Source organism: Limosilactobacillus pontis, assembly GCF_002940945.1.
In the GTDB taxonomy this organism is placed as follows: Bacteria; Bacillota; Bacilli; order Lactobacillales; family Lactobacillaceae; genus Limosilactobacillus; species Limosilactobacillus pontis_A.
The window spans coordinates 48,997-74,981 of record NZ_PNFV01000008.1 but is presented as its reverse complement, the minus strand read 5'-3'; the positions used below and the strand labels follow the sequence as shown (position 1 = coordinate 74,981).

Annotated in this window: 33 protein-coding genes; 4 read left to right on the top strand and 29 right to left on the bottom strand. The window is 49.3% G+C overall.

The window, feature by feature from the left end; genetic code table 11:
* Positions 1-587 precede the first annotated feature (587 nt).
* A complete protein-coding gene (locus CK797_RS07365) occupies positions 588-1,229 on the top strand; it encodes a VTT domain-containing protein (protein WP_104689113.1) in 642 nt (213 codons plus the stop codon).
* Here the strand turns inward: CK797_RS07365 and CK797_RS07360 are convergent.
* The 18 genes from CK797_RS07360 to CK797_RS07280 all read right to left on the bottom strand — a co-directional run bounded on the left by CK797_RS07360 (position 1,146) and on the right by CK797_RS07280 (position 13,674).
* Positions 1,146-1,847 (bottom strand): TIGR01906 family membrane protein, encoded by a 702-nt coding sequence (locus CK797_RS07360; protein WP_104689112.1) that lies wholly within the window; start codon positions 1,845-1,847, stop codon positions 1,146-1,148. The genes CK797_RS07365 and CK797_RS07360 overlap by 84 nt on opposite strands.
* Positions 1,828-2,601, bottom strand: coding sequence for a TIGR01457 family HAD-type hydrolase (locus tag CK797_RS07355; RefSeq protein WP_104689111.1), 774 nt, complete (start codon positions 2,599-2,601; stop codon positions 1,828-1,830). The genes CK797_RS07360 and CK797_RS07355 overlap by 20 nt, the downstream gene beginning before the upstream one ends.
* The gene (locus CK797_RS07350; RefSeq protein WP_104689110.1) at positions 2,598-3,131 is read right to left on the bottom strand and encodes a YutD family protein; all 534 of its coding nucleotides are present in this window, start codon (positions 3,129-3,131) and stop codon (positions 2,598-2,600) included. The genes CK797_RS07355 and CK797_RS07350 overlap by 4 nt, the downstream gene beginning before the upstream one ends.
* 47 nt (positions 3,132-3,178) lie before the next feature.
* Entirely contained in the window at positions 3,179-3,787 is a 609-nt protein-coding gene (locus CK797_RS07345; RefSeq protein WP_104689109.1) for a metallophosphoesterase family protein, read from the bottom strand.
* An 89-nt stretch (positions 3,788-3,876) separates the two neighbouring features.
* Positions 3,877-5,079 carry an acetate/propionate family kinase gene (locus CK797_RS07340; RefSeq protein WP_104689108.1) on the bottom strand — a complete coding sequence of 401 codons (1,203 nt, stop codon included), beginning with the start codon at positions 5,077-5,079 and terminating at the stop codon, positions 3,877-3,879.
* Between the two features lie 16 nt (positions 5,080-5,095).
* Entirely contained in the window at positions 5,096-6,073 is a 978-nt protein-coding gene (locus CK797_RS07335) for a class I SAM-dependent methyltransferase (protein WP_412458029.1), read from the bottom strand.
* Between the two features lie 124 nt (positions 6,074-6,197).
* Positions 6,198-6,404 (bottom strand): hypothetical protein, encoded by a 207-nt coding sequence (locus tag CK797_RS09050; protein ID WP_146085284.1) that lies wholly within the window; start codon positions 6,402-6,404, stop codon positions 6,198-6,200.
* Positions 6,361-6,792 (bottom strand): ComGF family competence protein, encoded by a 432-nt coding sequence (locus CK797_RS07330; protein WP_104689107.1) that lies wholly within the window; start codon positions 6,790-6,792, stop codon positions 6,361-6,363. The genes CK797_RS09050 and CK797_RS07330 overlap by 44 nt, the downstream gene beginning before the upstream one ends.
* Positions 6,789-7,079 (bottom strand): hypothetical protein, encoded by a 291-nt coding sequence (locus tag CK797_RS07325; RefSeq protein ID WP_104689106.1) that lies wholly within the window; start codon positions 7,077-7,079, stop codon positions 6,789-6,791. Before CK797_RS07325 ends, CK797_RS07330 begins: the two co-directional genes overlap by 4 nt.
* Positions 7,060-7,488, bottom strand: coding sequence for a type II secretion system protein (locus CK797_RS07320; RefSeq protein WP_104689105.1), 429 nt, complete (start codon positions 7,486-7,488; stop codon positions 7,060-7,062). Before CK797_RS07320 ends, CK797_RS07325 begins: the two co-directional genes overlap by 20 nt.
* Positions 7,485-7,799 (bottom strand): competence type IV pilus major pilin ComGC, encoded by a 315-nt coding sequence (gene comGC / locus CK797_RS07315; protein ID WP_104689116.1) that lies wholly within the window; start codon positions 7,797-7,799, stop codon positions 7,485-7,487. The genes CK797_RS07320 and comGC overlap by 4 nt, the downstream gene beginning before the upstream one ends.
* Before the next feature lie 4 nt (positions 7,800-7,803).
* Positions 7,804-8,874: a type II secretion system F family protein gene (locus CK797_RS07310; RefSeq protein ID WP_104689104.1), complete on the bottom strand. Its 1,071-nt coding sequence runs from the start codon at positions 8,872-8,874 to the stop codon at positions 7,804-7,806.
* A complete protein-coding gene (comGA, locus tag CK797_RS07305) occupies positions 8,792-9,769 on the bottom strand; it encodes a competence type IV pilus ATPase ComGA (protein WP_104689103.1) in 978 nt (325 codons plus the stop codon). Before comGA ends, CK797_RS07310 begins: the two co-directional genes overlap by 83 nt.
* Positions 9,770-9,868: 99 nt before the next feature.
* Complete coding sequence (locus tag CK797_RS07300) at positions 9,869-10,618, bottom strand: YebC/PmpR family DNA-binding transcriptional regulator (RefSeq protein WP_104689102.1); 750 nt, start codon at positions 10,616-10,618, stop codon at positions 9,869-9,871.
* A 72-nt stretch (positions 10,619-10,690) separates the two neighbouring features.
* A complete protein-coding gene (locus CK797_RS07295) occupies positions 10,691-11,554 on the bottom strand; it encodes a hypothetical protein (protein WP_146085283.1) in 864 nt (287 codons plus the stop codon).
* Positions 11,555-11,560: 6 nt separating this feature from the next.
* On the bottom strand, positions 11,561-12,568 hold the full coding sequence (ccpA, locus tag CK797_RS07290) for a catabolite control protein A (RefSeq protein WP_104689100.1): 1,008 nt from the start codon (positions 12,566-12,568) through the stop codon (positions 11,561-11,563).
* Positions 12,569-12,803: 235 nt separating this feature from the next.
* Positions 12,804-13,241, bottom strand: a complete 438-nt coding sequence (locus tag CK797_RS07285) for a hypothetical protein (protein ID WP_104689099.1) — start codon at positions 13,239-13,241, stop codon at positions 12,804-12,806.
* Positions 13,234-13,674: a DUF948 domain-containing protein gene (locus CK797_RS07280; RefSeq protein ID WP_104689098.1), complete on the bottom strand. Its 441-nt coding sequence runs from the start codon at positions 13,672-13,674 to the stop codon at positions 13,234-13,236. Before CK797_RS07280 ends, CK797_RS07285 begins: the two co-directional genes overlap by 8 nt.
* Positions 13,675-13,823: 149 nt before the next feature.
* Here CK797_RS07280 and CK797_RS07275 point away from each other — a divergent pair, with 149 nt between their 5' ends.
* Both CK797_RS07275 and CK797_RS07270 read left to right on the top strand, forming a co-directional pair.
* A complete protein-coding gene (locus CK797_RS07275; protein ID WP_104689097.1) occupies positions 13,824-14,702 on the top strand; it encodes a mechanosensitive ion channel family protein in 879 nt (292 codons plus the stop codon).
* Positions 14,692-15,528, top strand: a complete 837-nt coding sequence (locus CK797_RS07270; protein ID WP_104689096.1) for an HAD-IIB family hydrolase — start codon at positions 14,692-14,694, stop codon at positions 15,526-15,528. Before CK797_RS07275 ends, CK797_RS07270 begins: the two co-directional genes overlap by 11 nt.
* A 39-nt stretch (positions 15,529-15,567) precedes the next feature.
* Here CK797_RS07270 and cbpB read toward each other — a convergent pair whose 3' ends face one another.
* Genes cbpB through murI form a run of 4 tightly spaced genes read right to left on the bottom strand, consistent with a single transcriptional unit; the run spans position 15,568 to position 17,974 of the window.
* Positions 15,568-16,032 (bottom strand): cyclic-di-AMP-binding protein CbpB, encoded by a 465-nt coding sequence (gene cbpB / locus CK797_RS07265; RefSeq protein ID WP_104689095.1) that lies wholly within the window; start codon positions 16,030-16,032, stop codon positions 15,568-15,570.
* Positions 16,029-16,565, bottom strand: a complete 537-nt coding sequence (locus CK797_RS07260) for a metallophosphoesterase (RefSeq protein ID WP_181049544.1) — start codon at positions 16,563-16,565, stop codon at positions 16,029-16,031. The genes cbpB and CK797_RS07260 overlap by 4 nt, the downstream gene beginning before the upstream one ends.
* Entirely contained in the window at positions 16,565-17,158 is a 594-nt protein-coding gene (locus CK797_RS07255; protein WP_104689094.1) for an XTP/dITP diphosphatase, read from the bottom strand. Before CK797_RS07255 ends, CK797_RS07260 begins: the two co-directional genes overlap by 1 nt.
* Before the next feature lie 24 nt (positions 17,159-17,182).
* Entirely contained in the window at positions 17,183-17,974 is a 792-nt protein-coding gene (gene murI, locus CK797_RS07250; protein ID WP_104689093.1) for a glutamate racemase, read from the bottom strand.
* Between the two features lie 167 nt (positions 17,975-18,141).
* Here murI and CK797_RS07245 point away from each other — a divergent pair, with 167 nt between their 5' ends.
* Complete coding sequence (locus CK797_RS07245; RefSeq protein ID WP_104689092.1) at positions 18,142-18,687, top strand: YslB family protein; 546 nt, start codon at positions 18,142-18,144, stop codon at positions 18,685-18,687.
* A 39-nt stretch (positions 18,688-18,726) separates the two neighbouring features.
* Here CK797_RS07245 and trxA read toward each other — a convergent pair whose 3' ends face one another.
* The 7 genes from trxA to alaS all read right to left on the bottom strand — a co-directional run bounded on the left by trxA (position 18,727) and on the right by alaS (position 25,929).
* Positions 18,727-19,041, bottom strand: coding sequence for a thioredoxin (gene trxA, locus CK797_RS07240; RefSeq protein ID WP_104689091.1), 315 nt, complete (start codon positions 19,039-19,041; stop codon positions 18,727-18,729).
* Positions 19,042-19,129: 88 nt separating this feature from the next.
* Positions 19,130-21,499 carry an endonuclease MutS2 gene (locus tag CK797_RS07235; RefSeq protein WP_104689090.1) on the bottom strand — a complete coding sequence of 790 codons (2,370 nt, stop codon included), beginning with the start codon at positions 21,497-21,499 and terminating at the stop codon, positions 19,130-19,132.
* A 13-nt stretch (positions 21,500-21,512) separates the two neighbouring features.
* Positions 21,513-22,040, bottom strand: a complete 528-nt coding sequence (locus CK797_RS07230; RefSeq protein WP_104689089.1) for a CvpA family protein — start codon at positions 22,038-22,040, stop codon at positions 21,513-21,515.
* A 71-nt stretch (positions 22,041-22,111) separates the two neighbouring features.
* Positions 22,112-22,414 (bottom strand): DUF1292 domain-containing protein, encoded by a 303-nt coding sequence (locus CK797_RS07225; RefSeq protein WP_104689088.1) that lies wholly within the window; start codon positions 22,412-22,414, stop codon positions 22,112-22,114.
* A 13-nt stretch (positions 22,415-22,427) separates the two neighbouring features.
* On the bottom strand, positions 22,428-22,871 hold the full coding sequence (gene ruvX / locus CK797_RS07220) for a Holliday junction resolvase RuvX (RefSeq protein WP_104689087.1): 444 nt from the start codon (positions 22,869-22,871) through the stop codon (positions 22,428-22,430).
* Positions 22,868-23,137: an IreB family regulatory phosphoprotein gene (locus CK797_RS07215; RefSeq protein ID WP_104689086.1), complete on the bottom strand. Its 270-nt coding sequence runs from the start codon at positions 23,135-23,137 to the stop codon at positions 22,868-22,870. Before CK797_RS07215 ends, ruvX begins: the two co-directional genes overlap by 4 nt.
* A 137-nt stretch (positions 23,138-23,274) precedes the next feature.
* On the bottom strand, positions 23,275-25,929 hold the full coding sequence (alaS, locus tag CK797_RS07210) for an alanine--tRNA ligase (protein WP_104689085.1): 2,655 nt from the start codon (positions 25,927-25,929) through the stop codon (positions 23,275-23,277).
* Positions 25,930-25,985 lie beyond the last annotated feature (56 nt).

Below are 25,985 nucleotides of genomic sequence, written 5' to 3'. Positions count from 1 at the left end.
CTAAATCAAATTAATTAAGCGAATTGACTTCGCAAATGTTTTGCTTCAAATCACCGAAGTGATTGAAGACCCTACACATTTAGTTCGTCAAAAACTTTGTTCAGTTTTCAAAGGTCTACCGTGCTGGCCAAAACCAGCAAGAACATTTTATCATACTCGCTAATTGAATGTCAAGAACTTTTTTATCAGTCGACGCAATCAACAAGCAACTTTGATAATATATCATGTTACCGAATGACTGTCAACAAGCAATTTGAACAAATAATTAAAATTACCATTTCGGTCATCGACAACGTTAATTACTATACCGTGATCGCTTTTCAATGTCAATAACTTTTTTAACGATCAATTTAATCTTATTTCTTTATTCCGAACTATATATTTCTTATAATTTTAAAGTTCGGTTTATGACTCATCAATTTTAACATCCCACCTATTCTTACTCACTCTATTAACTTGAAGGCAAACAATTACCACAAGTCTTTTCTTTTATTTATTTTATATATTTCTAAAATTATGGTTCACAAAGAGGATTAATCTTGCTAAACTCAGATATTGTTAACAATAAAAATTAAAAGGAGCAAAAATTGTCTACTTTAATAGATTTCATTCTCCATATTGATGTCCACCTAATTCAAATCGTCAATCAATTTGGCAACAGCACCTACTTTATCCTGTTGGCAATTATCTTTATTGAAACTGGAGCAGTTATCATGCCCTTCTTACCAGGAGATTCACTGCTTTTTGCCGCTAGTGCCCTAGCAGCTGATCCACGTTACCATCTCAATATCTGGATCTTTGTTCTAACCTTTCTCTTTGCCTGTTTAGCTGGAGACTCCCTCAACTTCCTAATTGGACACAAGATCGGTAAAAGTCTCTCCAACCATTCCCTATTTGGAAAACTCATCAATAAAGAAAGTCTCGCCAAAGCAGAGGGCTTCTTTGAAAAGCATGGAGCACCGGCAATCATCCTGGCTCGCTATATGCCAATCATTCGGACTTTTGCTCCCTTCGCAGCTGCAGGATCCGGGTTCCCCTACCGACGTTTCATCCGTTACAGCATCATCGGCTGTACCAGTTGGGTTGCCCTATGTTGTGCCTGTGGCTACTTCTTCGGTAATCTTCCCTTTGTTCAGGAGCACTTCTCAGTCATTATCCTGGCCATTATCATCGTAACACTGATACCGGCTATCGTTGGCTTTATCCGTTCGAAGCTTGAGAAATCCTAATTGAAACGTCATCCAAATCCACAAAAGTCCAAGCAGGACAAGTATGATCACCACAAAGGCTATAAAAAGTTGCCAAAAAAACTGTTCCGGCATCAGTATAATAATCGGGTCCCGGTCTGGCACAAAGACCCAGTTATAATTGTTAAACACCAACTGGTGAAAACAGATAAAATTCGTTGAAAAATTAATTATTGGTATCCACACCACCATCACAAATAAATACACCAGCCATTTTAACGGTAAGAGCACGCGCCACAGCTGTCCTTGCCGTTTTTGTTTTCTTAACAGCCAGACAGCACTCACTAGACTACCCAAACCTATCAGCTCACTGGCAAGCATGAGATGACGGACATCGCGAAAATGACTGGCCGCCTGAGGACTCAGTGGTATATTATGAAGGCACAAATGGGCAGGCCAAGGTTGCTGAAGATATAACAATAAGCGGCGATAATCAGCCCGAATCGCCACTGGGCTTAGGTTAAGCTGACCGCGTGATGGCAGATGGATAAATAGTGTCGATAAGTTAACGGTTACAAAAAGGGCAATCCCTATTACGGCCAGCACACATAGTACGACCGTCACGATTGCCCGCACGTTCTTAATCAATTGTCCATTCATCAAGACTCTTCACCGTATAGGTCGGCTGGACTGCCATCTTCGCTACCTGTTCTGGCGTCGATAAACCAGTGTAGACCAGCAGACTATCCATTCCTGTATTGATAGCGGCTCGAATATCCGTATTATAGTTATCGCCAACCATCACTACCTGGTCATGAGTCAGCCCCGTCCTCTGCAAAGCCATTTGCATAATGGTAGCCTCGGGCTTGCCGATCATCAACGGTTTTTGTTGAGTTGCGTACTCAACCAGCTTGACCAAGGAACCAGCCCCCGGTACCATTCCCCGTTCGTTAGGCAGGTTGCTATCGGCGTTGGTCCCGATAAAAGTAGCCCCGGCCCGAATCAGTAACACAGCCGTCTCCAATTTGGCATAGGTAACCTTTGAGTCCAACCCCACAACTACGTAATCAGGATGCTGATCAGTTAACTGAAAATGACGCTGTTGCAAGGCGGTCTGTAGGCCGGTCTCCCCGACCATGTACACCCGTCGATGTTCCTCAGCCACCCGGTCAAGATAGTCAGCGGTGGCTAGGGCAGTTGTGTAAACATTATCAGCCGTGACGTCAATTCCATGGTTGTTACGGAGATTGTCAGCCACGAATTCTGGTGTCCGCGTGCTGTTATTGGTTACAAACAGCACTGTCTTACCTGCTGCCTGTAGTCGTTTAATAAACCGAGCGGCAGCGGGTATACGTTCGGTTCCCTTGTATGTTGTTCCATCGAGATCGATAAAGTATCCCTGGTAGTTCTTCATTTTTCTGCTCCTTGTCGACGCTTATGAATAACAAACTTCTGCTGGTGATTACTCGTTTTAACCCGTTCGGCATGTTGGTGACGACGGTGACGCACCCCCGGCTGCTTGAGTTTACGACGCCGTTCCTTAATCACTGGGCTCTTCTTCCGACGTCGACGCCGAGGCACGTGTACATCATCATTGTGAATAACAAAATAGGCACAGCCGAAGTTACAATCCTCATATAAATAGTCTTCGATCGTGTCGACCCCCTGTTCAGGACTATAACGGGGGTTGCCCTTGGCGTAAAAACCCTTCAGGCGAAGCTGACCATAACCCCAGTCCCCAACAATATAGTCATATTTACTAAGAATATTACTGTAACGCTTAGCCAACTCAGCACCGTTAAAGCCATCACGGTATTCCTTAACTAGCTCATAAGGATGATTATTGAGCGTGAAGTGGGTGTGATCCTGGGGCGCAAAGTGGTATAGGTCCGCCCGCTGTTCCTCACGCTGGTCAATGTAATCTTGTATTCTTGCTCGGTTCATCCAAATTCCCCTTTACAATCTATCTCTGTAAATCATACCACAAGTCCTCACCGCCGCTTAGCAAGGTCCACTGCCTTACATTTAACCATCTGTTCCACCTCACGAAAGCTCAATGGTTCGCCGAAAGCTGGCTTGCTGGTAAGATAATCAAGCTCCGGGCTGTCAACACCGACGTTGATATTCTCCTTGACCGGAACTGCATAGTGATGGATATGACCATGGAGATTGACGATTTGAGGCGCAATCCCCAGCATCATGGGATAGTGAGTCAAGTAATATTGACGATGGTCATACTTTAGCAGGACCCCAACATCGTGAAAACTAAACTTAGGACTTCCACCAAAGTCATAGTTATGAGCCGCCAAGTACTTAAAGAGCGCGTGACTATCGTGATTACCCTTAATTAGAACCAGATGACCATGAAGCTCGTTTAAAATATCCAGGACTGCGGCATGGGACTTCTTCGCGGGCTTGGTGAAATAAAGGGCGATATCCCCAAGGTGATAGACCGTATCATTGGGTCCGACCTTGGAATTCCAATTATCAATGATGGCCTGGTTCATCGTCTGAACGTTGAGAAAAGGGCGTGGCGCAAAGTCATCGATCCCCAGCAGGTCGCTATGGAAAAAATGGGTGTCAGCCGTTACAAACTGCATTTTATCACCTTCTCCTTTCACTATACAAAATAACCTAAGACAGGTTGCACACCGTCTTAGGTTATTTTTTCTTAATCAGTATTCAACAATTAATTGCTCTGTTCCTTCTTCAACCGCTCAATATCGCGAACAATCATCAATTCTTCGTTGGTTGGAATCAAAAGGGTCTTAATCTTAGCATCTGGTGTAGACAGGTCACGTTCAACCCCGTGACACTGGTTCTTATCTTGATCGATCTTGATCCCAAAGTAAGCCAGCTTGTCGGTAACCATCTTCCGAACCGGAATACTATTTTCACCAACACCGGCCGTAAAGACGATTGCATCAGCACCACCCATTTCAGCAATATAGGCACCAACGTAACGGACGATCCGGTTAACGTACATATCAAGAGCCAGCTGGGCTTGATCGTTACCCTTATCGGCCGCGGCTAAGATATCACGCATATCTGGTGATAGTTGAGAAATCCCCAGCAGACCGGACTTATGATTCAAAATGTTAATCATTTCCTGCGAAGAGACACCCAGCTTTTCCTGGACGAAGGCCACTAGTGATGGGTCAACATCCCCAGAACGAGTAGCCATCGTGATCCCAGCAAGCGGGGAGAAGCCCATCGAAGTATCGAAAGACTTGCCATCCTTAACAGCTGTGATGGAAGCCCCAGCCCCAATATGCATTGTAATCAACTTAAGATCTTTAAGCGGCTTGCCCAGCATAGCTGCTGCCCGGCCGGCAACATAACGGTGACTGGTCCCGTGGGCACCATACTTCCGTGCACCATACTTTTCATACCACTCATATGGCACGCTATATAGAGCGTTCATCTTTGGCATGTTGACGTGGAAGGAGGTGTCAAAAACGGCAACTGCAAAAGCATTTGGCAGAACCTTACGAAAGGCCTTGATCCCGACCAGCTCAGCAGGGTCATGCAACGGTGCGTATTCGGACAATTCGTCGATCTTCTTGATGACGTCATCATTGATAACCGCAGAGTCCTTGAAAAATTCACCTCCGGCAACAACCCGGTGACCGACAGCTGTGATCTCATCATAGGTCTTGACAATCCCTAAGGCAATCAGTTGGTCCAGCAGATAGTTAACGGCTGCCCCATGGTCAGCAAACGGCTTCTCTTCTTCGTGTTTCTGGCCGTCACCGTACTTAATCTTAGCGTGGCCCATCTTTTCGCCAATCCGTTCGATGGTTCCTTCAGCAACCACGTCTTCGCTTGGCATATCGAATAACTTAAACTTTAACGTTGAACTACCAGCGTTAACGGCAATTGTTTTTGACATTATAAATTGTCTCCTTTTATTGAACTAAATTCGTGGCAACCCAATGGTCGATTTCCTTCACAAAGGCACTGAACTTCTTTGTATCCTTGAACGACGGAAATTCACCAAGAAGAACTTTCGTCGCCTGCTTACTGTCACCGCCTTGCCGCTGCAAGAGCAGGATAGCCTTCTGTGCAGCGGGATTAGCAAATAATTCGGCAGGCAGGTTGACGAGTCCTTGCAGATAGGCCACCGACTGAATCCATTTGACAAATGACTGTGATTCCTTGGTCTGAAACAGGTTACTTGGCACCAAAAATACACCAAAGCCGCCCGGCCGCAGGTAATTCATCGACTGTTCAATCAACAGGTGATGAACATAGGAATGCCCCTCCTTGGCCCGGGTTTGGTAGTTTTGGGTATTTTGATCCAGTGGGTAGTAACCAATCGGCAGGTCGGCAACGGCCAAGTCACATTGTGGAATGTCCAGCGCGTTAACCGCATCCTGGTGAAACAGGTCCACGTCCAGCTTCTGCAGGGCGACACTGGCACTAGCAACCTCCAGCATTGCGGCATCGTTATCGATTCCGTAACCATGGACAGGTTCCCCACTGGCCTTCTGCAATTGATTGACGACCGTTGTCAACAGATTGGCAGTCCCTACCGCTGGATCAAAAATGGTGTATGGACGATTAAGCCTTGTAACCTTCTCAATCAAGAAAGCCATCAAAAATCCAATCGTGTCCGGTGTCATCTGGTGATTGGCCTGGATGGCATCCTTACGAATTACCTTCAAGAAACTCAGCTGCACCAGCTGACGAAGGGTCTCTGAATCCGCGGCAGCGATGTCGAGTTGTCGGTAAATATCCTGCAACTTCTTAACCGTTGCCGGATCGGGTACCCCATCCTCAACTTGAACCTCATTGTCAATGACATTCTCAATATTCTCAAGCATGGCATCCAAGTAGGAACTCCGCAAAGCTGCCTGCAGAATCTCCGTCCCTTGGTCAAACAGTTGAAATAATTGTTGTGGTGTTTGCTGTGCCAGTGTTGGTCACCTCCGTTAGATTACAATCATTCCACTTAATAGTTTACCGATTAAACCCGACAAATTCAAGAATCCGCCGTTCACTAAACAATTATTTTTTATTTGCCAAGTTATGAGCCGCTTCCCGGAGAAAATGCCGGGCCAGTTGATCCTCAATCGCCCACTGCTGACTGTAATAATGGTATTGCCAAACCACCGTCAGACAGATAACCATCAGAATAATCATCGCTGTCAGCAGGACGTAGCCGGACCGTTTACGCATGATAGAACTGAATAATCCCCACCAATTTCTCGCCATTTTCTCGTACCACCTCCACACGGACTCGCTGACCAACCAATTGTTTAAACCGGCAGGTCTTCCCCTGGATGCCTTCAAGCAGTGGCAGATAGCCACCCCGGCCCCAGGCCTTCAGATATAGGACATCACGCCCCTGAAGAGTATAGACAAATCCAGTCCTGGGGCTATATACCTGGAGTTCGGTTCCAGCTACCTTTCTCAGGATAAAGTGGTGACTGTCGGCCTCCATTTCCTGCAAAAAAATGTACCAGTCAACCGAACTGTCCAACGAATGACGATTACTGGTCGAAAGTGCAGTCAGTCCCCACCCCGCAAGTAATATCGTTAGGGTAGTGATTGCAAGTGCGATAACACACTCGATAATCGTAAAGCCGGTTAGTCGTTTCATCTCTTCAATAGCACCACCAATCGTGAACCCTGATAGACTGTAATCCGTCCTGGGGCAGCAACTGCCCGAAAGCCATTACGTTCGATTGTCGCTGGCCGCCCCGTGGCCACCAGCTGATCACCGCTTTCTTTAGCCAGCCGTGCTGCTATCAAATGTGTATCATGACGGGCTTGCTGACGGGTCAATTGCTGCTGGGTGGTCAATAGGGTCACAATTCCCAGGGTAACCACCGCCAGAGCCAGAATGCTATCGGCCATCACAAACGCCTTAATCTGATAGTTTTTCAAGTCGATAGCCTCCCCACGCCAATTGAATCTTCATTAGATAAAAGCAATGCTCGCGCCGTGATGTAAACCGCATCGTCTGCGGTGCCGTATAGCCCGAGTCGTCAATCACAAACCTGCCGAAGCGATCAACCTTGAGCGTCGAGGGAATAGCTAGGCGGGTTATTTTACCAGTGCGGTCAAATTCAATTTGCTGGCTAGCAGGATGATAATCGATTACCGTTGTCTGGTGATGAACCTGGGCGGCAACCTGAGCAGCACGCCACTCCTGCCGCATTCCGTGCCAAAATTCCTGTTCGACGATTGCCTGCCGGCTCGGATTAAAGCTTGGCCCCAGTAGGCAATAGATAACCACCACCATCCCCAGTACCACGATCATCTCAATACTGGTGAAAGCCCGCATGCTTCTCATCGGTGAACCGCCTTCCCGTTGACAATTGTAATGCCTTCCTTTTTAGCTTTCTGAACCTGGGCTGAAGTCAGGTAATTGTGTTCCTGAAGCTGGTCCAAACTCACGCTGGCATGTCCCGTCTCGTTCTCATAGGAATCTACCTGGGTCTGAACAACCGAAACCATTGCATTCCGGTGAATCCGGTTAGCATTCTGCCGCTGCTGGGCTAGGTTTGGTAGGATGATCAAGATCAACAGGCTGATAATAAAGAGAACTATTGACATTTCCAGCAAAGTGAATCCAGTACGTTTTTTCATCAGATATCTTCTCATCATGTTAGGCAACCCCCTGTAAGGAATGATAAATTGGTAAGAGAATGCTCAGATAGAGGGTGACGATTACCGTAGCAATCAAAACAAAAATCATTGGCTGTACCCAAACCAACAGCCGCTCGATCGAACAAACCAGACGCTTGAATTGGAGTTGAGCAAAAACAGTCAACTCATCACCCAATTCCTCTAAGGTGATCCCTTTATTGATGAAGACCACCAGCTCATTGGGGATAAAGGGGTAGCGAACAATTACTCGATCAAACTGCTCGCCCTCGGCTACCAACTGACGGATGATCGCGCTGAACTGGTAAAGAAGTGACTGCTTCCCGTACTGATTTGTCACCCGAATAATTTCCTGGAGGGATAAGCCATGGCGGAGCATTCCCGCCAGGTTAGACGTCAAATAGTAACTGTAATACAGCCGATAACTGCGCCCCACAATCAGCCAGTGACACCGGCGGATCATCTGTTGGCATGGTGACAGACGCCGCCACCGATACCAATGCAGACCACCGACAATCAATAAACAGGTCAATAGGTAAATCCCCAGGTTGATTGTTAGCGTCTGCCAACGATCACTTCCTGGTCGGGCCTGCCAACTGTGAAGTTCTGGGTAGACAAAGATAATAAGGCCACAAACGACCATTGCTAGCATCCCAAGCAAGATCAATGGGTACTGGAGCAGACTGCGAAGTTTGCGCCGCTGGCGAACTGCAGTCATTCGAAGGGTCCCCAACTCGCTTAATGTCTGAGGCAGGGCACCGTGCTGTTCGGCTAGACGCAGTTGGTAGTAGAGATCCTGACTGACGTATTTCTGCAAACCGGTCGCCAGCATCTCACCCGCCGCCAGCTGCCGTTCAACATCGCTTAGGATCGGTATTAAGCCTGGCATCACCGTCTTCGTAAAACTGAGGGCGTGCTGGAGTGAGAACCCTACCGCCAGCAAATCGTGAAGCAGAAGGAACCACCGCCCCTGTTCGGCAGCCGAGAATTTAACCGTTTTGGTACCGTGTTGCCTCTTCAGGTGTAATCTGAGCCGTCGCCACTGCCTGCTCAAGGTATCGTGCCCACGCATTAGTCATCCCCCTCCCCTTCTGCTGTTTAATCTCATCAACCAGAACTGCACCGCTCAGCAGGTCAAACAAAACTGCCTGCCGACCATCTGTCCGCATCAGCAGACGCTGGTAACAAATCCCGGTCATCACCTGTTCTAGATAATACGGCTCCACCCCTAGCTGAACCAGACGGGCGATCACCCCGTAGGCATCCCGGGCGTGAACCGTCCCTAACACTAGGTGGCCACTCAGCGCCGCCTGAACTGTCATCATGGCTGTCTGGGGATCACGGATCTCCCCAATGAGAAAAACGTTGGGCCGGTGACGCAATCCCAACCGTAACAGTTGCTGATAACCCATCCCCGCCAGCTCGTTGATCTGTAACTGAATGAAGCGGGGCTCATTGATCTCGACTGGATCCTCGATTGTCATCACTATTTGGTCCTGGGCCAGCTCACGTGCCAGTTGGTACATTGTCGTAGTCTTCCCCGACCCCATTGGCCCCGCAAACAGGACAAGTCCCCGGCGATGCAACAGCGACTTGAGTTCCTGCCACTGCTGTGGGAAAAGCAGGTGGTAACGGTCATCAGTCAGCTGGTAGATAAAACGTACCACTAGCGATTCGCGACCCTGATAGTCGCCAACACTGGACAAGCGTAGGTTGATCTTCTCTGGGCCACAGTGCCAGCTCATTGCCCCCAATTGTGGTCGCCGATGTTCACTAACGGCCATGTCGGCTCGGTATTTCAGGTAAGCAATCAGTCGACAGCCGTACTCCGTGGGCACCTCCTTGAACAGCTTTAATTGCCCTTGCTGAGCCACCATCAAGCGGTAGTAGTGCTTGAATGGCAGGACGTAGAGGTCGGCAATCCGCCGACTGGTAATTACGTTCAGATCCTTTTCAAAAGCTTCCATTATCCATCCCCCCTACTTAATAAGAACGGTAAAATGGCAGTTTAAAATGAAAAAAGAGCCACCGAAAATTCGGTAGCTCTTGGTGGGGTAATACCCTAATTATTCTTCTTCGTCATCATCGTCGTCTGGCAGGATCCCAGTTTCATAGATATCGGCAACGTCATCATTAGCAGTCAATTCATCAATTAAGTGCCGGTATTGCTTGACCTTGTCCTCAGGAACGGCGGTCCGGTTTTGTGGAATCATCGTTACCTCAGCCGTATCAAGTTCGTAACCCTTGGATTGCAGAGCATCACGCACGCTGGCCATGCTGCTTGGGTCGGTGAAGATCTGGAACTTCTCGTCGTCGGCCTTCATATCATCGGCACCGGCGTCTAATGCGTCCATCAACATGTCGTCCTCACTGGTATCCAAACCGTCACGAAGGATCTCAATCAATCCCTTGCGATCAAACATGTAGGAAACGGAACCACTAGCACCCAGGGAACCGCCAGAGTGACTGAAAGCGGAACGAACTGCGGAAGCCGTCCGGTTCTTGTTGTCAGTCAGTGCGGAAACCATAACAGCAACACCGCCTGGAGCATAACCCTCGTAGGTTACCTCTTCGAACTTGGCACCACCAATACCAGAAGCCTTAGCAATGGCCCGGTCGATGTTCTTCTTTGGCATGTTAGCCGCATGTGCCTTGTCAATTACCAAACGCAGTTGTGCGTTGTTCGCTGGATCAGGATCACCTGCTTTAGCTGCTTGGTACAAATCACGTGAGATCTTTTGGAAAATCTTACCACGCTTAGCATCTTGGGCGTTCTTCCGCCCTTGAATGTTATGCCATTTTGAATGTCCTGACATTACTGACTCCTCTTTTCTTAATTAATGTGATAAACAGATAAATTTTAGCAAAGTTTAGAGATTAATTCAAGGTTACCGACGGGAAAGCAAGCGCCCGGCGAATACCCGCCAGATAAATAGGCCGATAGTCACCACAAGGACCAAGCCAATGGTTGCCCAAGCCGTGTGCATGAAGCTGGTCGCCAACTGGGCAACAAAGGCGGTATAGTCAGGCTGGTCGGCTGCCAGCTGCGGGGCCAGCTTGCCAACTATACCACAGATGGCACCGTCAATGACCACCGTCCAAACTCCCATCCGACTAAAGCTACGGGTAAAGTGGTGCCCAAGAAACCCTAACACCGCCAGGACCAACAGGCCAATACCAGTTAACGCAAAAACGGCATTACTGGTCAAACGAGCAAGGTGAATACCGTTGGCCAGCCGAGCCACTCCAGGCGTGTTCAGCTGGCTGTTAACCACATTATTGACACTCTGTCCTAAGTTGGCCGAAACTGTATTGCCGATCCCTGCAAGACCGTACTGAGCAAGCTCGTTATCAGTCGTCGCTCCGGCCCGCTGAGTAACTGAGCTGAGGTCAAGGTGAATATTCTTGCCGGCATAGACCTGATTGACTGCCTGATTGAGTAGGTTATCGGTATCCTTGTCGGTCAGAAGCGAGGTTGGTACCCCGTATCGTTCTAAGGCCCCATTGACCTGATCAGTGATTGTCGTCTCCACCACCGAATCCCGAACCTCGTGCAGGACAAACTTCGGGTTAAGAATCGTTGCGTTAAGAATTGTACTCAACACGAAGAGGATTAGGAAGATGGTTCCCCAGAAGTTGAAAAAGTGGTGACTCTTCTCTGGTGCCATATCCGGTTCAGGTACTTGCTGCGGAGTCGGTTCAGTCCTTTGGGCGGCCGTTCGCTGGGCCCGTAATTCACTACGTGTTGTCAAGACAAATTACCGGGTTGACTGCCGCTTAGCGAAGCCATGATCCAGGATAACGTCCTTCTCATCGGTAGTCGACTCGTTACTATCCATCAGCTTGGTCAACAACCGCATGGCAATTGCCCCAATGTCGTAGGTCGGCTGGGTGATTGAGGAAATCGTTGGCCGTGAAATCTTCGTGTAGTTTGTATCATTAGATGAGATAATCTCAAATTCCTCTGGTACCTTGACCCCGTTGTCAGTCAAACCGTTAAGAAGGCCGACCGCTAGCTTATCATCACTGACGTAGGCACCCTTTATCCCAGCAGCCACCAGTTTCTTGGCCTGGTCATAGCTAGACTGGTAAGTACCGTCGGTTTCCACAACCAGCTGGTCGTCAAAGGCAACTTGACGTTCCTGCAGGGCAGCCTGGTAACCACTCAGCCGGGCCTGCCCGTTAATCGTGTACTTCAGGGAACTAGTAACGAATGCAACATTATCCTTGGCGTTATCAAGAAGCTTAAGGGTGGCCTCCTTAGCCGCGTTTTGATAGTCGATCCGGACCGTTGCCAAGTCATCATCGTTAACCACTGACCCAGCAACCACCACTGGTGTATTGCTGCTCTTGAGCTCCTCTTTCAACTCATCTGGCATGTTGAAGCCCATGAAGATAATCCCATCGACCTGCTTAGCTAGGAGGTTGCGAACAACCTTAAGGACCTTATCATCATCGTTATCGGAATTGGTCAGGATAATGTTGTACTTGTACATTGAAGCAATATCGTCAATCCCGAGAGCCAGGTCTGCAAAGTACGGGTCGGTAATCCGGGGAATGACTACCCCAACCGTGGTCGTCTTCTTAGAGGCAAGGCCCCGTGCCACCGCATTCGGCCGGTAGTTGAGCCGCTTGATGACATCCATCACTTTCTGACGAGTGGCTGGCTTGACATTTGGATTACCATTGACAACCCGCGAAACAGTTGCCATCGATACCCGTGCTTCACGTGCAACGGTGTAAATTGTTACTGATTGTTTCTCCATAAGATAGCCCTTTCTTTATTGATCTTGTCTGTTTTCATAGTTTTTCATAACTTAACTAATATAGCAGATCGGCCCTCAAATGGCAAACGTTTTCAACAAGAAATTGATAATTAGCGATCTTTTATTCTCTCTGAAAATAACACACATCAAAAAAAGGAGCTGTAACAGTAGTCATCACTACTATCGTCGCTCCCTTTTTCAAACAATCGGTCAATTACTGGCAAACCAATCTTAATTATTTATCCGTCTTCTCATCCTGATCATCAGCATCTGTTGCATCGATCACAATGTCATCGTCAACTACCTGGTCGTCGTTGTCGTCTGGGTGAATTGCGTTAGCCAGCTCCTGACGGATATCAGCCGTTTCCCGATCAAAATCATCATTAGTCAGCCGATCAGCCAGGTGACTAGCAGTCTGCTTAGCTTTATCCTTGGCTCCCTTGACACTGTCGACCACACCGCTGAACTTCTCGTCGGCCTCGCTCTCTGCCATCTTGGCATCGACAATGTCCAAAGCATCCAAGGCGTAATCAGTGGTTCGGTCAGCAAAGTCAGTGGCCGTCGCGTTAACCCGCTGCTTTAATGCCGTCTTCTTCGCGCTTGGCAGAAGCTTCCAGGCTGCTACAGTAGCTACACTTCCCAGAATTGTTCCAAGTAATACCTTTTTACTCATCAGTATCGACTCCCTTCTTTTCTGCACGTCGCTTCTTGAAACGAGCAAGGCCGTTAACAACGGCGGCCTTGCCAGCAGTCCTCAATAGTCCCATCCCTAACTGAGCCTTCTCACGGCGGGCGTTAACCTTCTCGGTCATCTCATGCAAGCTGTTGTTGACGTCGATCACGCTCTGGCTAACATCAGCAACTGCCTTGACGGCCGGATCCAGCTGACTTGACTTCTTGTTGATATCATCAAGCAGGGTGTTGGTGTTGCCGAGGACATCCTCGACCTCCTTGCTTAGGTTATCCATGTCACGAGTCAGAACCTTAATTGTGGCGTTGGCTTCCTTCATAGTCTTACTCAGTTGGGTCAGTACAACACAGGCGAACACAACCAGGATTAAAAAGGCGATCGCAGCGATCAGACCTGCTAACTGTCCAAAAGTCATGGTACCCCTCCTTCTTAAGTGTTTATCTGTCATCATTCATTTAAGACAAGAATATCACAAAATGGGCACAAACAACAATTGTCCTATCGACATTTTACGGTATTCCTTGTTAGAATTGACCTAATTAGCCGAACGAGGAGGAAGATAATATGGTCATCGCTGCCAGCAATGCCCAGCTTAACAAACAAATTGAGGAGGTGCGCAAGGCTTTTACCGACCTATCCTGGCACCAGATTCTCCGGCAATGTCTCAACAAGCTTCTGCTGATTGTCCTGACAATCCTGCTGTTTGCGATCATTTTCTGGATCGGGCGGTTAGTAATCAACCACTTATTCCTGGAATCCAACAAACACCAGTTGCTCAAGAACAGTAACCGGCTAGCGACCATCCGGGCCTTGACCCTTAATATTTATCGCTACACCTGTTACTTCTTCTTTCTGTACGCCCTGCTCTCTGAAATCGGCGTACCGGTAGGGACCCTGATTGCTGGAGCCGGGATCTTCAGCATTGCCCTCGGCCTGGGGGCCCAAGGATTTGTAAGCGACCTTGTCAATGGCTTTTTCATCCTGCTCGAACAACAGCTGGACGTGGGGGATATCGTTGAAATCGACCAGATAAAGGGCACCGTCACTGCCCTAGGAATCCGAACTACCAAGGTAACCAGCGCTGATGGTACCCTTAACTACATCCCCAACCGCAACATTACAATTGTCCGCAATTTTTCCCGCAACGACATGGTCACCAACGTTGATATCTATATCGCGCCAAACGCGGTGATCAGCGAGGTCGCTGCCACTGTGAAGGCTGTCAACCAGAAGCTGGTTGCCACCACCCCACAGTTACGTGACCAGCCAGTAATCGTCGGCCCAGTCACTGTTGGTACTCAGCTGGTCTTTCGAGTAACGATTACTGTCGCCAACGGCAGTCAATCGCAGGTATCCAGCAGGTTCCTGGCTGCCTACCTTCAAGCCTTGCACGCTAAGAACATTCCGCTATCATGGGAAGGAAATCATTATAATGAGCATTAAACTAATTGCCACTGACATGGACGGCACCTTTCTACGTGATGATCATCACTACAACCACCGTCTTTTCAAACACATATTCCGCCAGCTACAGAAGCGCCATATCCGCTTTGTGGCGGCGAGCGGGTCTAGCTTTCCCCGCCTTGCCCGGGAATTTCAGCCCTACGTCGACCAGATGGACTTCATCTCGCAAAACGGTTCAGTTATTCACCATGGACACCAGTTCCTAACTGCTTACCCAATCGAGGTAACCGCCTTAGAACGGGTAATGCATATTCTCGACCGTTTTTATGGTCCCCAGGACATCAACCAGCTAGTCGTCTCCGGACCAACAAACTCCTACGTTGACCAACAAATGGACGCCAAAAACTTTGCCGTCATCAAGCTCTTCTATGAAAAGGTGGTTCGAGTGCCCGATATTCGTCAGGTCTTCAGTCAGTATCCTAACGAACAGTTCACCAAGATCTCGGTCAACTTTGCATCCCATATCGATCTTAATCGGGTAGCTGCCGTGATGGATGGTTATCTGCCACCATCGTTAATCGTTGAAAACTCTGGCTTCAACACCGACCTAATTGGAAACGCCAGGGGAACCAAACGCAATGCTTTAGCCATCCTTCAACATCAATTGCACCTGGCTGACGACGAGATCGTTACGTTTGGCGATAACGAAAATGACCTGGGGATGCTGGCGATGACTGCCCGTAGCTACGCCATGCAAAATGCCAACCCTGTCATCAAACTACAGGCAGCTCACACCACTGCCATTGATAATAACCATGACGGCGTTCTCAGAACAATCGAGCAGCTACTTAAGAACGATGCCTAAATATGAAATGGCCACCGAACTTTTTTCGGCGGCCATTTTTTATTTATTCTGAACCTGATAGAAGTGTGCAAAATTGTGGACAGTATAGTTTACAGCTTTCAGAAGTTCCCGCCTGGTGACAATTCCCCGGAAATGCTGATCATCATCAACTACCGTTAGGAAAGACTGGTCAATCAACAAGTGCAGGTTCTCTTCGACATCAAAAGGATTGGTAATGACTGGAGCGTTCGTCTGCATAACATCGCCAACTACTAACTTCTGAAGACGGTTAATGGCGATCTTATGAGTATCCAGGAGGTGATCGGTAATCATTGACAACGAAATTAGTCCCCGGTAGTGGTTGTCATTATCAACCACCACGATTTTGGCATAGTGGTCCTTGGTCAACACCAGAAAGGCATGGTCAAGACTGTTGGTAACGTTAACGGTGGCGACCAGGCTGGCCGGAATCATAAACTTTCGCTTATTAGTCAAGAGCATCTGCTCCAGGTGTTGGTCAATCAAGAACGTCCCTCCTTACGGTCAAAGACGAAGTGCAGGTCGTCAACCGGCTGGCTAGTGCGATCATAATAGTCAACGACAAAACGGTCAAGGTTTAGCTCTACCACTGCAAAGGTACCACCGAGATAGGCGTACGACCCCCGTGGCAAACTAATGCTGCCAGGGTTGATCATCAACATCCCCTCTGCTTCTGTTACCGCCAATTGGTGAGTGTGACCATAGCAAACCATTGCCGCCTGCTGCTCCTGTCCCTTCAGCATCAATGGTGTCAAGGTAGAGTTAACCTGGTAGCGGTGGCCGTGAGTAGCATAGACCCGCTGGCCAGCTTTCTCCACCGTCTGTTCTAGCGGATAATCAAGGCCCAAATCGTTATTGCCTAAGACAGCGACCTTAAACCGCTTCATCACTGAAAGGGTCGGTGCCATTTCCGAATCACCACAATGAATCATGAGGTCAACCTGATCCTGCCAGCGTGCGGTAATCTGCTCAAGAATCTCCTGGTCCCCATGGTTGTCACTGATAATCAAGATCTTCATTATGCTCGCCACCATTCTGGGAACTGGGACATAAAGTCACGCAGAGCCGCACCCCGGTGACTGATAGCATTCTTCTGGTCGGCCGTCAATTCAGCCATTGACTTGCCCAGCGAGTCAATGAAAAACAGGGGATCATAGCCAAAGCCGTTATCTCCCCGGCGCTCATGAAGAATTCGTCCATCAACCCGACCGTTGGCAACTAGCTTAGCGCCGTCCGGTTTGAGGGCCACAATCGTTGTGTGAAAGTGGGCCGTCCGCCGGTCATCAGGAATACTGGCAAGCGCTCGCAGGAGCTTGGCGTTATTGGCTGCGTCGTCGTGATCACCAGCATAACGGGCCGAGTGGATGCCTGGTGCCCCATCCAGTGCATCAACCGCCAACCCTGAATCGTCGGCCATCACCGGCAGATTCAGGTTCTTCATCACCGTTTGAGCCTTGATCGTAGCATTCTCTTCAAAGCTGGTTCCGTTCTCATTGATAGCAATCGGTGCAAAGTCAGCAAGTGTCTTCACCGTGATATTATGTGGGGCCAACATCTTCCGATATTCCCTGGCCTTACCAGCGTTCTTGGTGGCAATTACTAACGTGGTCATCTATATCGCCCTCCTTATCTGCATCTATAGGTCAACGTGATCGCAGCTTGTGAACTGGCCAGTTAGCCACCGTTCAGCGCCAGCCACCAACTCCGCCCGCTCACCGGTCGTAAATAACTTAATCGTTCCCGTACCCTGATTTGCCAGCAAGTCCCGGTCTGTCAGCGTCGTCTGGGCCTGCTTGATTGTCTCATAGGCCGGGTCAATCAAAAGAACGTCTGAACTCATTTTTTGCTGGATCTCAGGGGTCAAAAACGGGAAGTGGGTACATCCTAGGATCAGACCGTCAACCGGGTGCTGGTCAAAGAACGCCAGTGCCGAGTTGACCGTTGTCTGGGCTTGAGGGGTCCCGGTCAGGCCGTGTTCAACGATGGGCACCATCTCTTGCGCGGCGTGGCTGAAAACCTTCATTTGGGGATCCAAACGGTGAATGGTTGCTGGATAGGCTCCCTTAGCAATCGTCGATGCGGTGCCGATCACCCCGACCGTCTGCAAATGGTGGTGAACGGCTGCTATGGCTCCAGGCTCAATCACCCCAATCACCGGTACCGGCAGCACTCGTTGCAGGAGGGGCAGGGCTGCCCCGGTGGCGGTGTTGCAAGCCACAATCATCATCTTGATGCCCTGGTCAACCAGAAAGTGACCGATGTTTAGTACCAAATGCTGCAACTCCTCCTGACTCTTGGTCCCATAGGGAAAGTGACCTTGGTCACCCACGAAGATCAGTGATTCGCGGGGCAGCTGCTTATGCAAGACCCGCATCACCGATAGACCACCGAGCCCAGAATCCATTAAGCCGATTGGCCGTTCATCCATTTCCTTCACCTCATTAATTAACATTTAAACTTAATCTGCGTAAAATTGCTTGAAACTATATTATCGTTTTCCAGCAGAGAATTTGCAAGTTTTTTAGAACTTTTACTATTCCCACCACTATTTTTAAGTATAATAGGAATGATTGCGATAAAGGAGCGAAAAGTCTAATGAGTCAAAAAAGTTATGATCAATTGCTAGCCAGTCACCAAGGCCTGATGAACGGGACCCTGCGTGACGTAATCCTGCCAAGCATCCTCGGCAAGGAAGCCGACGATATGCTCTACTGGATTGGAAAGGATCTGGCCCGGGAATATCCGGTTGCCACTCATGATGATCTCATCATTTTGACTCACCAACTGGGACTCGGAGACTTACAGCTACGCCGGCACGATAAGACCAGCCAGGTCTGGCGGCTGGGCGGGCCGATCGTTGTCGAGCGCATCCGGCGTGATGAGGAACAGACCTCCTTTGGTCTCGAACTAGGCTTTCTGGCCCAGGAGATCGAGTTCCAGCTCGGTACGGTGGCCGAGGCAGAGATTACTGATCGTCACCATGAATACGTCGATATCACTGTTAAGAACGACCCAAAGAGCGATGCCGACAGCGAACGCAGCGAGCTGGTAACCTTCATTCATGTTGCCGCCCCGCAGGACAATAAGCCGGCTCCCCAAAAGAAGCACAAGCACTCTCTGCTGAAGAAACGTAAACAATAAGCAAAAGACCTGGTGAAATTAGCTCACCAGGTCTTTTACTTATGCTGTGTATTGTTGCAGGATCTGCTGCAACTGTTCTTTTGGATGATAACCGACAATCTGGTCAACCACCTGACCATCTTTCTTAATCATTAAGGTTGGAATGCTCATGATCCGGAATTGCTGAGCGGTAGCCGGATTCTGGTCAACGTCCAGTTTGAAGAAATTAACTTCTGGCATCTCCTCGGATAATGCCTCAACTACTGGTGATTGCATCCGACATGGACCGCACCAGGTTGCCCAGAAATCGATCAAGGCAACCCCGGTGGCCGTGTCCTGTTCAAAGCTTTGGTCAGTTGTTACGTTAACAGCCATTTGCTCGTCCTCCTATCGAATTGATTACTTTTATTCTAGCAGAGACAGGCAGGCCTGTCACGATTACTGCTTACTTTTATTCGGTAAACTATAGGTTGACAATCGTCGCCCCATCGCCACCATTATTCGGGGCAGCATAGGAGAAAGACTTGACCCGCGGGTTGCTCTGCAGATATTGTTGGGTCCCCTTCCGCAGGGCCCCGGTTCCCTTCCCGTGGATGATGGTGACCGAGGACAGGTTGTTCAAAAGGGCGTGGTCAATAAAGTCGCTAAGTTCACTCATCGCTTGCTCGTAGCGGTGACCACGCAGGTCGAGCCGGGCCGACGTACGGCGGGTCTGGGTGGTATGCACGGCACTCGTTCGCCGCTTGTTTTTCTCCTTCGGTAGTTCCTTCTTGGTAACCTTCTCTAGGTCATGCTCATCAATCTCCATCTTGAGGATTCCAATCTGAACCTCCCACTTATGCTTTCCCCGCTTGTCAAGAAGTTCACCGTATTGACCATAGGACTTGACTAAGACAGCATCTCCAACATGAAGGTCGTGCTTGGCCTTAGCCCGCTTGAGAACGCTGTTATGCTTAAGGTGCGGATTCTCCTGGTGCAGGGCGTTTAAGGCTCCTTGAGCGTCGATCAGCTGATTTTCCTTAACATTTGCCCCCTGTTGAACCTCCAGTTGACGGAGGTGGTGAATAATGCTGTTAGCCTTGCGCTTGGCCATCGATACCTGGTGGTTGGCCTGAGAACGAGCTTGGTCGAAGAGTTTATCACGCTGCTCGTTAAACCGGTTCAGCTTCTCATCCAGCTCCTTTTGGGTCCGTTCATTGGCCGTCACCAGCTTGCTCAGGCGCTCATTCTCTTCGCGAGCGGCCTTGCGTTGGGCTACCAGGTCACCAATCATCTGATTGAGTTCCTGACTATCGTCACTGACTAGGGAACGGGCCTCGTCAATCACAGTCGAATCAATTCCCAGTCGTTGGGCGATCTCAATCCCGTTGGACCGACCGGGAATCCCTAATAGAAGCCGGTAGGTCGGCTGAAGAGTTTCTTGGTCAAACTCCATACTGGCGTTGATCGTCTTAGCGCGGTCGTAACCATAAACCTTTAGTTCCGGGTAGTGGGTCGTGATAACGACCGTACTCCCCTTGCTGCCGAGTTGATCAAGAATTGCCATCGCCAGGGCCGCCCCCTCCTTCGGGTCGGTCCCAGCCCCTAGTTCGTCCAGCAGGACCAGGCTCCGGTTAGTAACCTGCTCGAGGATTGCCTTCACATTGTCCATGTGTCCCGAAAAGGTCGACAGGTTCTGCTCTAATGATTGCTCATCCCCGATGTCGGCGAAGATATTGTCAAAGACACCAATCGTGCTCCCCTCCTCGGCAGGAATGAAGAGCCCCGATTGTCCCATCAGCTGAATTAACCCGAACGTCTTCAGGGTGATCGTTTTCCCACCAGTATTAGGACCTGTAATCACAATTGCCTGGTAGTCGTCGCCAACCTTGATGTCGTTAGGCACTACCTTGTGTGGATCAATCAAGGGGTGACGGGCATGACGGAGGTTAACATGGTTCTCCTGGCTCAACAGGGGCAGACTAGCCTTCATATCGTGGGCCAAGGCTGCCTTAGCGTTAATGAAGTCAAGCTTTCCCAGTACCCGCTCATTGTTTTGAATGTCGTGACGATAAGGAGCAATCAGGGCTGACAGTTCGGCTAAGATCCGTAGCATTTCCTGGCGCTCCTCAATCTGAGCCTGGCGGAGACGGTTGTTATACTCAACCACCCCAGCTGGTTCGATGTAGAGGGTCTGGCCACTGGCACTTTGATCATGGACGACCCCACCAAGCTTATTGCGGTAACGGGCCAGGGCTGGCACAACGTAGCGATCGTTTCGAATCGTTACTACCGGTTCACTGAGATACTTGGCCCCCTTCCCCCGAGTGTAATGTTCCATCTGCTGATGGATCTCCCCCTCGGTCTTAACGATCAGCTGCCGGATCCCGTGCAGCTTGCTAGAAGCCTCATCGTTCAACCGGCCATCCGGGTCCACCGACCGAACCAAGCGCTGGGTGATCGACGGAATAGTTATCAACCGATCCACCAGCTGGTCGAGAACGCGGAGTTTGATCTTCTTCTCCCGCATCTGGTCGAAGAAGTTTTTCACGCTCATGCTGGTCTGCAAAACCTTAGTAATCTGGGCCAGTTCCGTCCCGTTCAGGTTGGCACCAATCTTGAGCCGCTTCATCTGCGGCTGGATATCGGCCAATTTAGGAATCGGGATACCGCCTTCCAGGCGCAGAATATCGGCTCCGTCAGTTGTTTCCGTCAGGTAGCGTTGGACACGGTCATAATCCCCCTGAGGCGCCATGTGTTCCAGTTCGTGATGGCCGGCCGCTGAAACCAGGTAACGGGCCAGCATCCCCTTGACACGCGCAAATTCTAATGTTTCCGTAATCTTGTGATTCATTCTCATTCTTCCTTTATTTAAGCGTATTAAGCATCAGCTGGGCCAGGCCTGGGGTCTGGTTAATCATGAACTGGGCCAGGCCCGAGTTGGCTAACTGCAACTGCCACCAACCAGCCGGCCATAGCTGGAGAATCACCAGAGCCACGTAGATCACCACGTAGCCAATCGCCAACGACAAAATTCCCCCGGCCAATTGGTCAAAGGTCCCGATCACCGGCAGACACTTAATCCAGCGTAGTTTGCTGATTCCCCAGTGACAGAGGATTGAAACCAAAGTGAAGATCACCAAAAAGGCAATCCCATTGTAGAAAAAGACGTTGTTGTCGACCGCCTTCAGCACAGTCGTCGAGTAGGCCGCACTATGGCTGACATCGGGCAGCATCCCGCTCAATCCGCCACCAATTGTCTGTGCTCCCCACTTAGCAACTAACCAGCTGATCAGGTAGGTTCCAGCGTACAGGACCATCATCAGTAACCCACGCCGACGGCCATTAATGAAGCAGCCAATCATAATTAAAATAATCAACGTTGTTAGAATCATGTTATTACCCGTTTGATAGAAAAGGGAAGTAGCAGCGCCGCGGCTGTCACTTCCCGATTACTCGCTATTTATTAAGCATTGAAGTTCCCGTCATCATCGAGAAAGGTGTTTAAGACCTGTTCAACCATGTCCCATTCCTTATCATCCTCGATTGGTACCAGGTCTTGTCCATCGCCGTCTTCGTTATCCGCCACGATATAAGCCTGAATGTCAACTGAATCATCATTCTCCTGTTCGGCAGGATAGATGAAGATGTAGGACTTGCCATAATCATCAGAGTCAAAGGTAAACAGTTCCTTAAAGAGCTGCTCGTTGCCATTCTCGTCGATCAGAGTAATTAAGTTTTCATCGTTATTAGCTTGTTGTTTACTCATAATTAATTCATCCTTATTTCAATTTCTGGACTAAACGGCCGTGACGATCCAGGTAACTCTGCAGGATAAAGGTGGCTGCAACTTCATCGATCACCTTTTTCTGCTTGGCCCGGGAGATATCGGCTTCCTCAACCAGCATTCGGTGCGCCTCGACAGTGGTTAGACGTTCATCTTGGAAATCAATGGGAATATCAGGAAAGCGCTGTGCGAGGAGCTCGCCATAGTGCTTAGAAGCATCTACTCGCGGCCCTTCCGTGTTGTTCATGTTCTTTGGCAGGCCAACCACAAACCCGGCCACCTGCTCCTTGACCACCAGCTCAGCAACGCGATCAATCCCAAAGACTGCGTTATCCTCATCAATGGGGATAATCTCCACTGCCTGTGCTGTCCAGCCTAAAGGATCACTAACCGCGATCCCAACCGTCTTTGAGCCAACATCTAGCCCCATCAATCTCATTTAGTCTCACCATTATTCTTCAGATATGACACAACTAACTCCTCAATAATCTCATCGCGTTCGTGCTGACGGATCAAGTTCCGGGCATCATTTAAACGGGGAATGTATGCGGGGTCACCAGAAAGGAGATAGCCCACGATCTGGTTGATTGGGTTATAACCCTTCTCCTCTAAGGATTCGTATACTGTCTTGAGGGTCTCCTTGATATTTTTTTGCCGTTCCTGACCAAAGTCATAGAACATCGTTTCATCATTATTGGTAGTCATTAATCGTCACCTCCGACTAGTCTCTTAGCTATACATTCTACTATAAATATCAATAAATCACAATTATGAGGCCCAATGAATAATAAAGAAAGGCAACCTGCTGGCATCCCTACCAGCTGATTGCCTTTCAAGCAATACTACTTATCCATGTATTCCTTAGCAAGCTTCAGAGCATCCTGAATCCCGGCTGGGTTCTTACCACCAGCCTGGGCAAGGTTTGGCCGTCCACCGCCACCACCGTTGATGGCTTTAGCAATCGACTTGATCAAGTCGCCGGCTTTCATGCCGCCCTTAACCTTGTCGTCGCTGACAGCAACCAGCAGGTTAGCCTTGCCGTCGTTGGCCGTACCAAGGACCAGCACGTCGGAGAGCTGCTTAGCCCGCCAGCTATCAGCCAGCTGCCGGAGTTGTCCCATCCCGGCTACCTTGACCTCGGCGGCAATTAGCGTCCCCTGCTTGGTATCCTGAACGTTCTCGAAGACGTTGTTGGCCTGCTGAGCCGCAATCTTAGCTTCAAGAGCCGCACTCTTCTTTTGAGTTTCCTTTAATTCCGCCTGAAGAGCAGCGACCTGGTGAGGAACCTCCTTGATCTGGGCAGTCTTCAGTTCGTCAGCCGTCTGATTCAGCAGGTTGTCCCGATCCTGCAAGAACTTGAAGGCGTCGCTGGAAGTAACGGCTTCAATCCGCCGAACGCCAGCACCAACCCCACCTTCAGAGACAATCTTGAAGAGACCGAGCTCATTGGTGTTCTTGACATGGTCACCACCACAGAATTCAGTGTTGTAATCGCCAATCTTAACAACCCGAACCTTGTCACCATACTTATCAGAGAAGAGGGCGATAGCTCCCATCTCCTTGGCCGAGTCAATGTCGGTTTCAACGGTCTTGACTGGAATTTCCTTCCAAATCTGCTCGTTGACCATCTGTTCAACCGCCCGCAAATCCTTGGCCGTGACCTGACCGAAGTGGTTAAAGTCGAAGCGCAGGTAATGCTCTTCAACCAGGGAGCCGGCCTGCTGGGTGTGTCCACCCAAGACGTTACGCAGGGCCTGATCCAACAGGTGGGTAGCAGTATGGTTCTTCTCAATTTTCAGGTGACGGAGCCGGTCAACAACCAGCTTGTAACGGGCCCCCTTCTTGATTGGTGCCGTCAATTCAACCCGGTGCAAATTCTGCTGGTTTGGAGCGTGCTGAACGTCGACAACCCGGCCAATCTTCTTGCCATAATTATCGATGATATCACCGGTGTCGGCTACTTGACCACCCATCTCGGCGTAGAATGGGGTAACGTCAAAGATAACCTCAATGTTCTTATCATCAACATTGGCAGAATCTGCCTGCTTACCGTCGTGAGCAAGACCGATCACCTTGGCGTTATCAACACTCAGGTCGGTATAGCCGACATACTTACTTGCTTCCTTAAAGTCGGTCCACAGGTCAGTCTGAACTCCCATTCCATTATCCATATCACGAGCGTTACGAGCCCGGTTCTGCTGCTCGATCATCGCGGCCTCAAATCCTTTTTGATCAACCGTCAGGCCTTCATCGCCAGCATATTCCTTGGTCAGCTCAATTGGAAAGCCGTAAGTATCGTAGAGCTTAAAGGCAGTCTTGCCATCGATCTCGTTAGTACCATTCTTCTTGGCCTCAGCGATTACGTTGTTCAGTAGGTTCAGACCGCCATTCAGGGTTGCGCTAAAACGATCTTCCTCGGACTTGATGACAGAAGCAATGTAGTCGGCATTTTCCAGAACATCTGGATAGTAGTCCTGCATGATCTTACCAACTGTTGGAACCATCTTGGCCAGGAATGGCTCGTCGATGCCCAGCTTCTTGCCAGCCACTACGGCCCGCCGCAACAGACGCCGGATGACGTAACCCCGACCCATGTTGGATGGTAAGGCACCATCCCCGATAGCAAAAGTAATCGTCCGAATGTGGTCGGCGATAATCTTGAACTGGATATCATCTTCCTTGTTCTCACCATATTTCTTCGTCCCGCTGAACTGCTCAGTCTGCTTGATCAGTGGCATAAAGAGGTCGGTTTCAAAGTTAGTTGGGGCGTTTTCAAAGATGGAAACCACCCGCTCAAGCCCCATTCCGGTATCAATGTTCTTGTGGGGCAGCGGCTCGTAGGTATCTTCAGGGGTATGATTGAACTGACTGAAGACAATATTCCAGATCTCTAGGTAACGTTCATTTTCCCCACCTGGGTAGTTCTCAGGATCGTCATCGGCCAGGTTGTTAAATTCCTGCCCACGATCGTAGAAAATCTCGGTATCTGGACCAGATGGCCCTTGACCAATATCCCAGAAGTTGTCCTCATCCGGAATCAGGTGATCCTTGGCTACTCCAACCTCACGCCATCTGTTGTAAGCATCATGATCCTTTGGGTAATAGGTGATGTAGAGCCGTTCGGGATCAAACCCAAACCACTTGTCACTGGTCAACAGTTCCCAGGCCCAAGGAATAACCTCATTCTTGAAGTAATCACCAACGGAGAAGTTCCCCAGCATCTCGAACATGGTGTGGTGACGGGCAGTTTTTCCCACATTTTCAATATCATTGGTTCGAATACTCTTCTGAGATGAAGTCATCCGTGGGTTCTCCGGCACAACCTTGCCATCGAAGTATTTCTTCATCGTAGCCACCCCAGAGTTGATCCAAAGCAGGGTTGGGTCATTGACTGGAACCAGTGACGCACTTGGCATGATCTTATGCCCATGTTCCTCAAAGAACTTTAGATACATCCGCCGAACCTGAGCACTATTCAGCTTCTTTAATTCTTTCATAGTATCTCCCTTTCCAAAACAAAATCCATCCTTGCGATCAGAGACGCCGGACGACG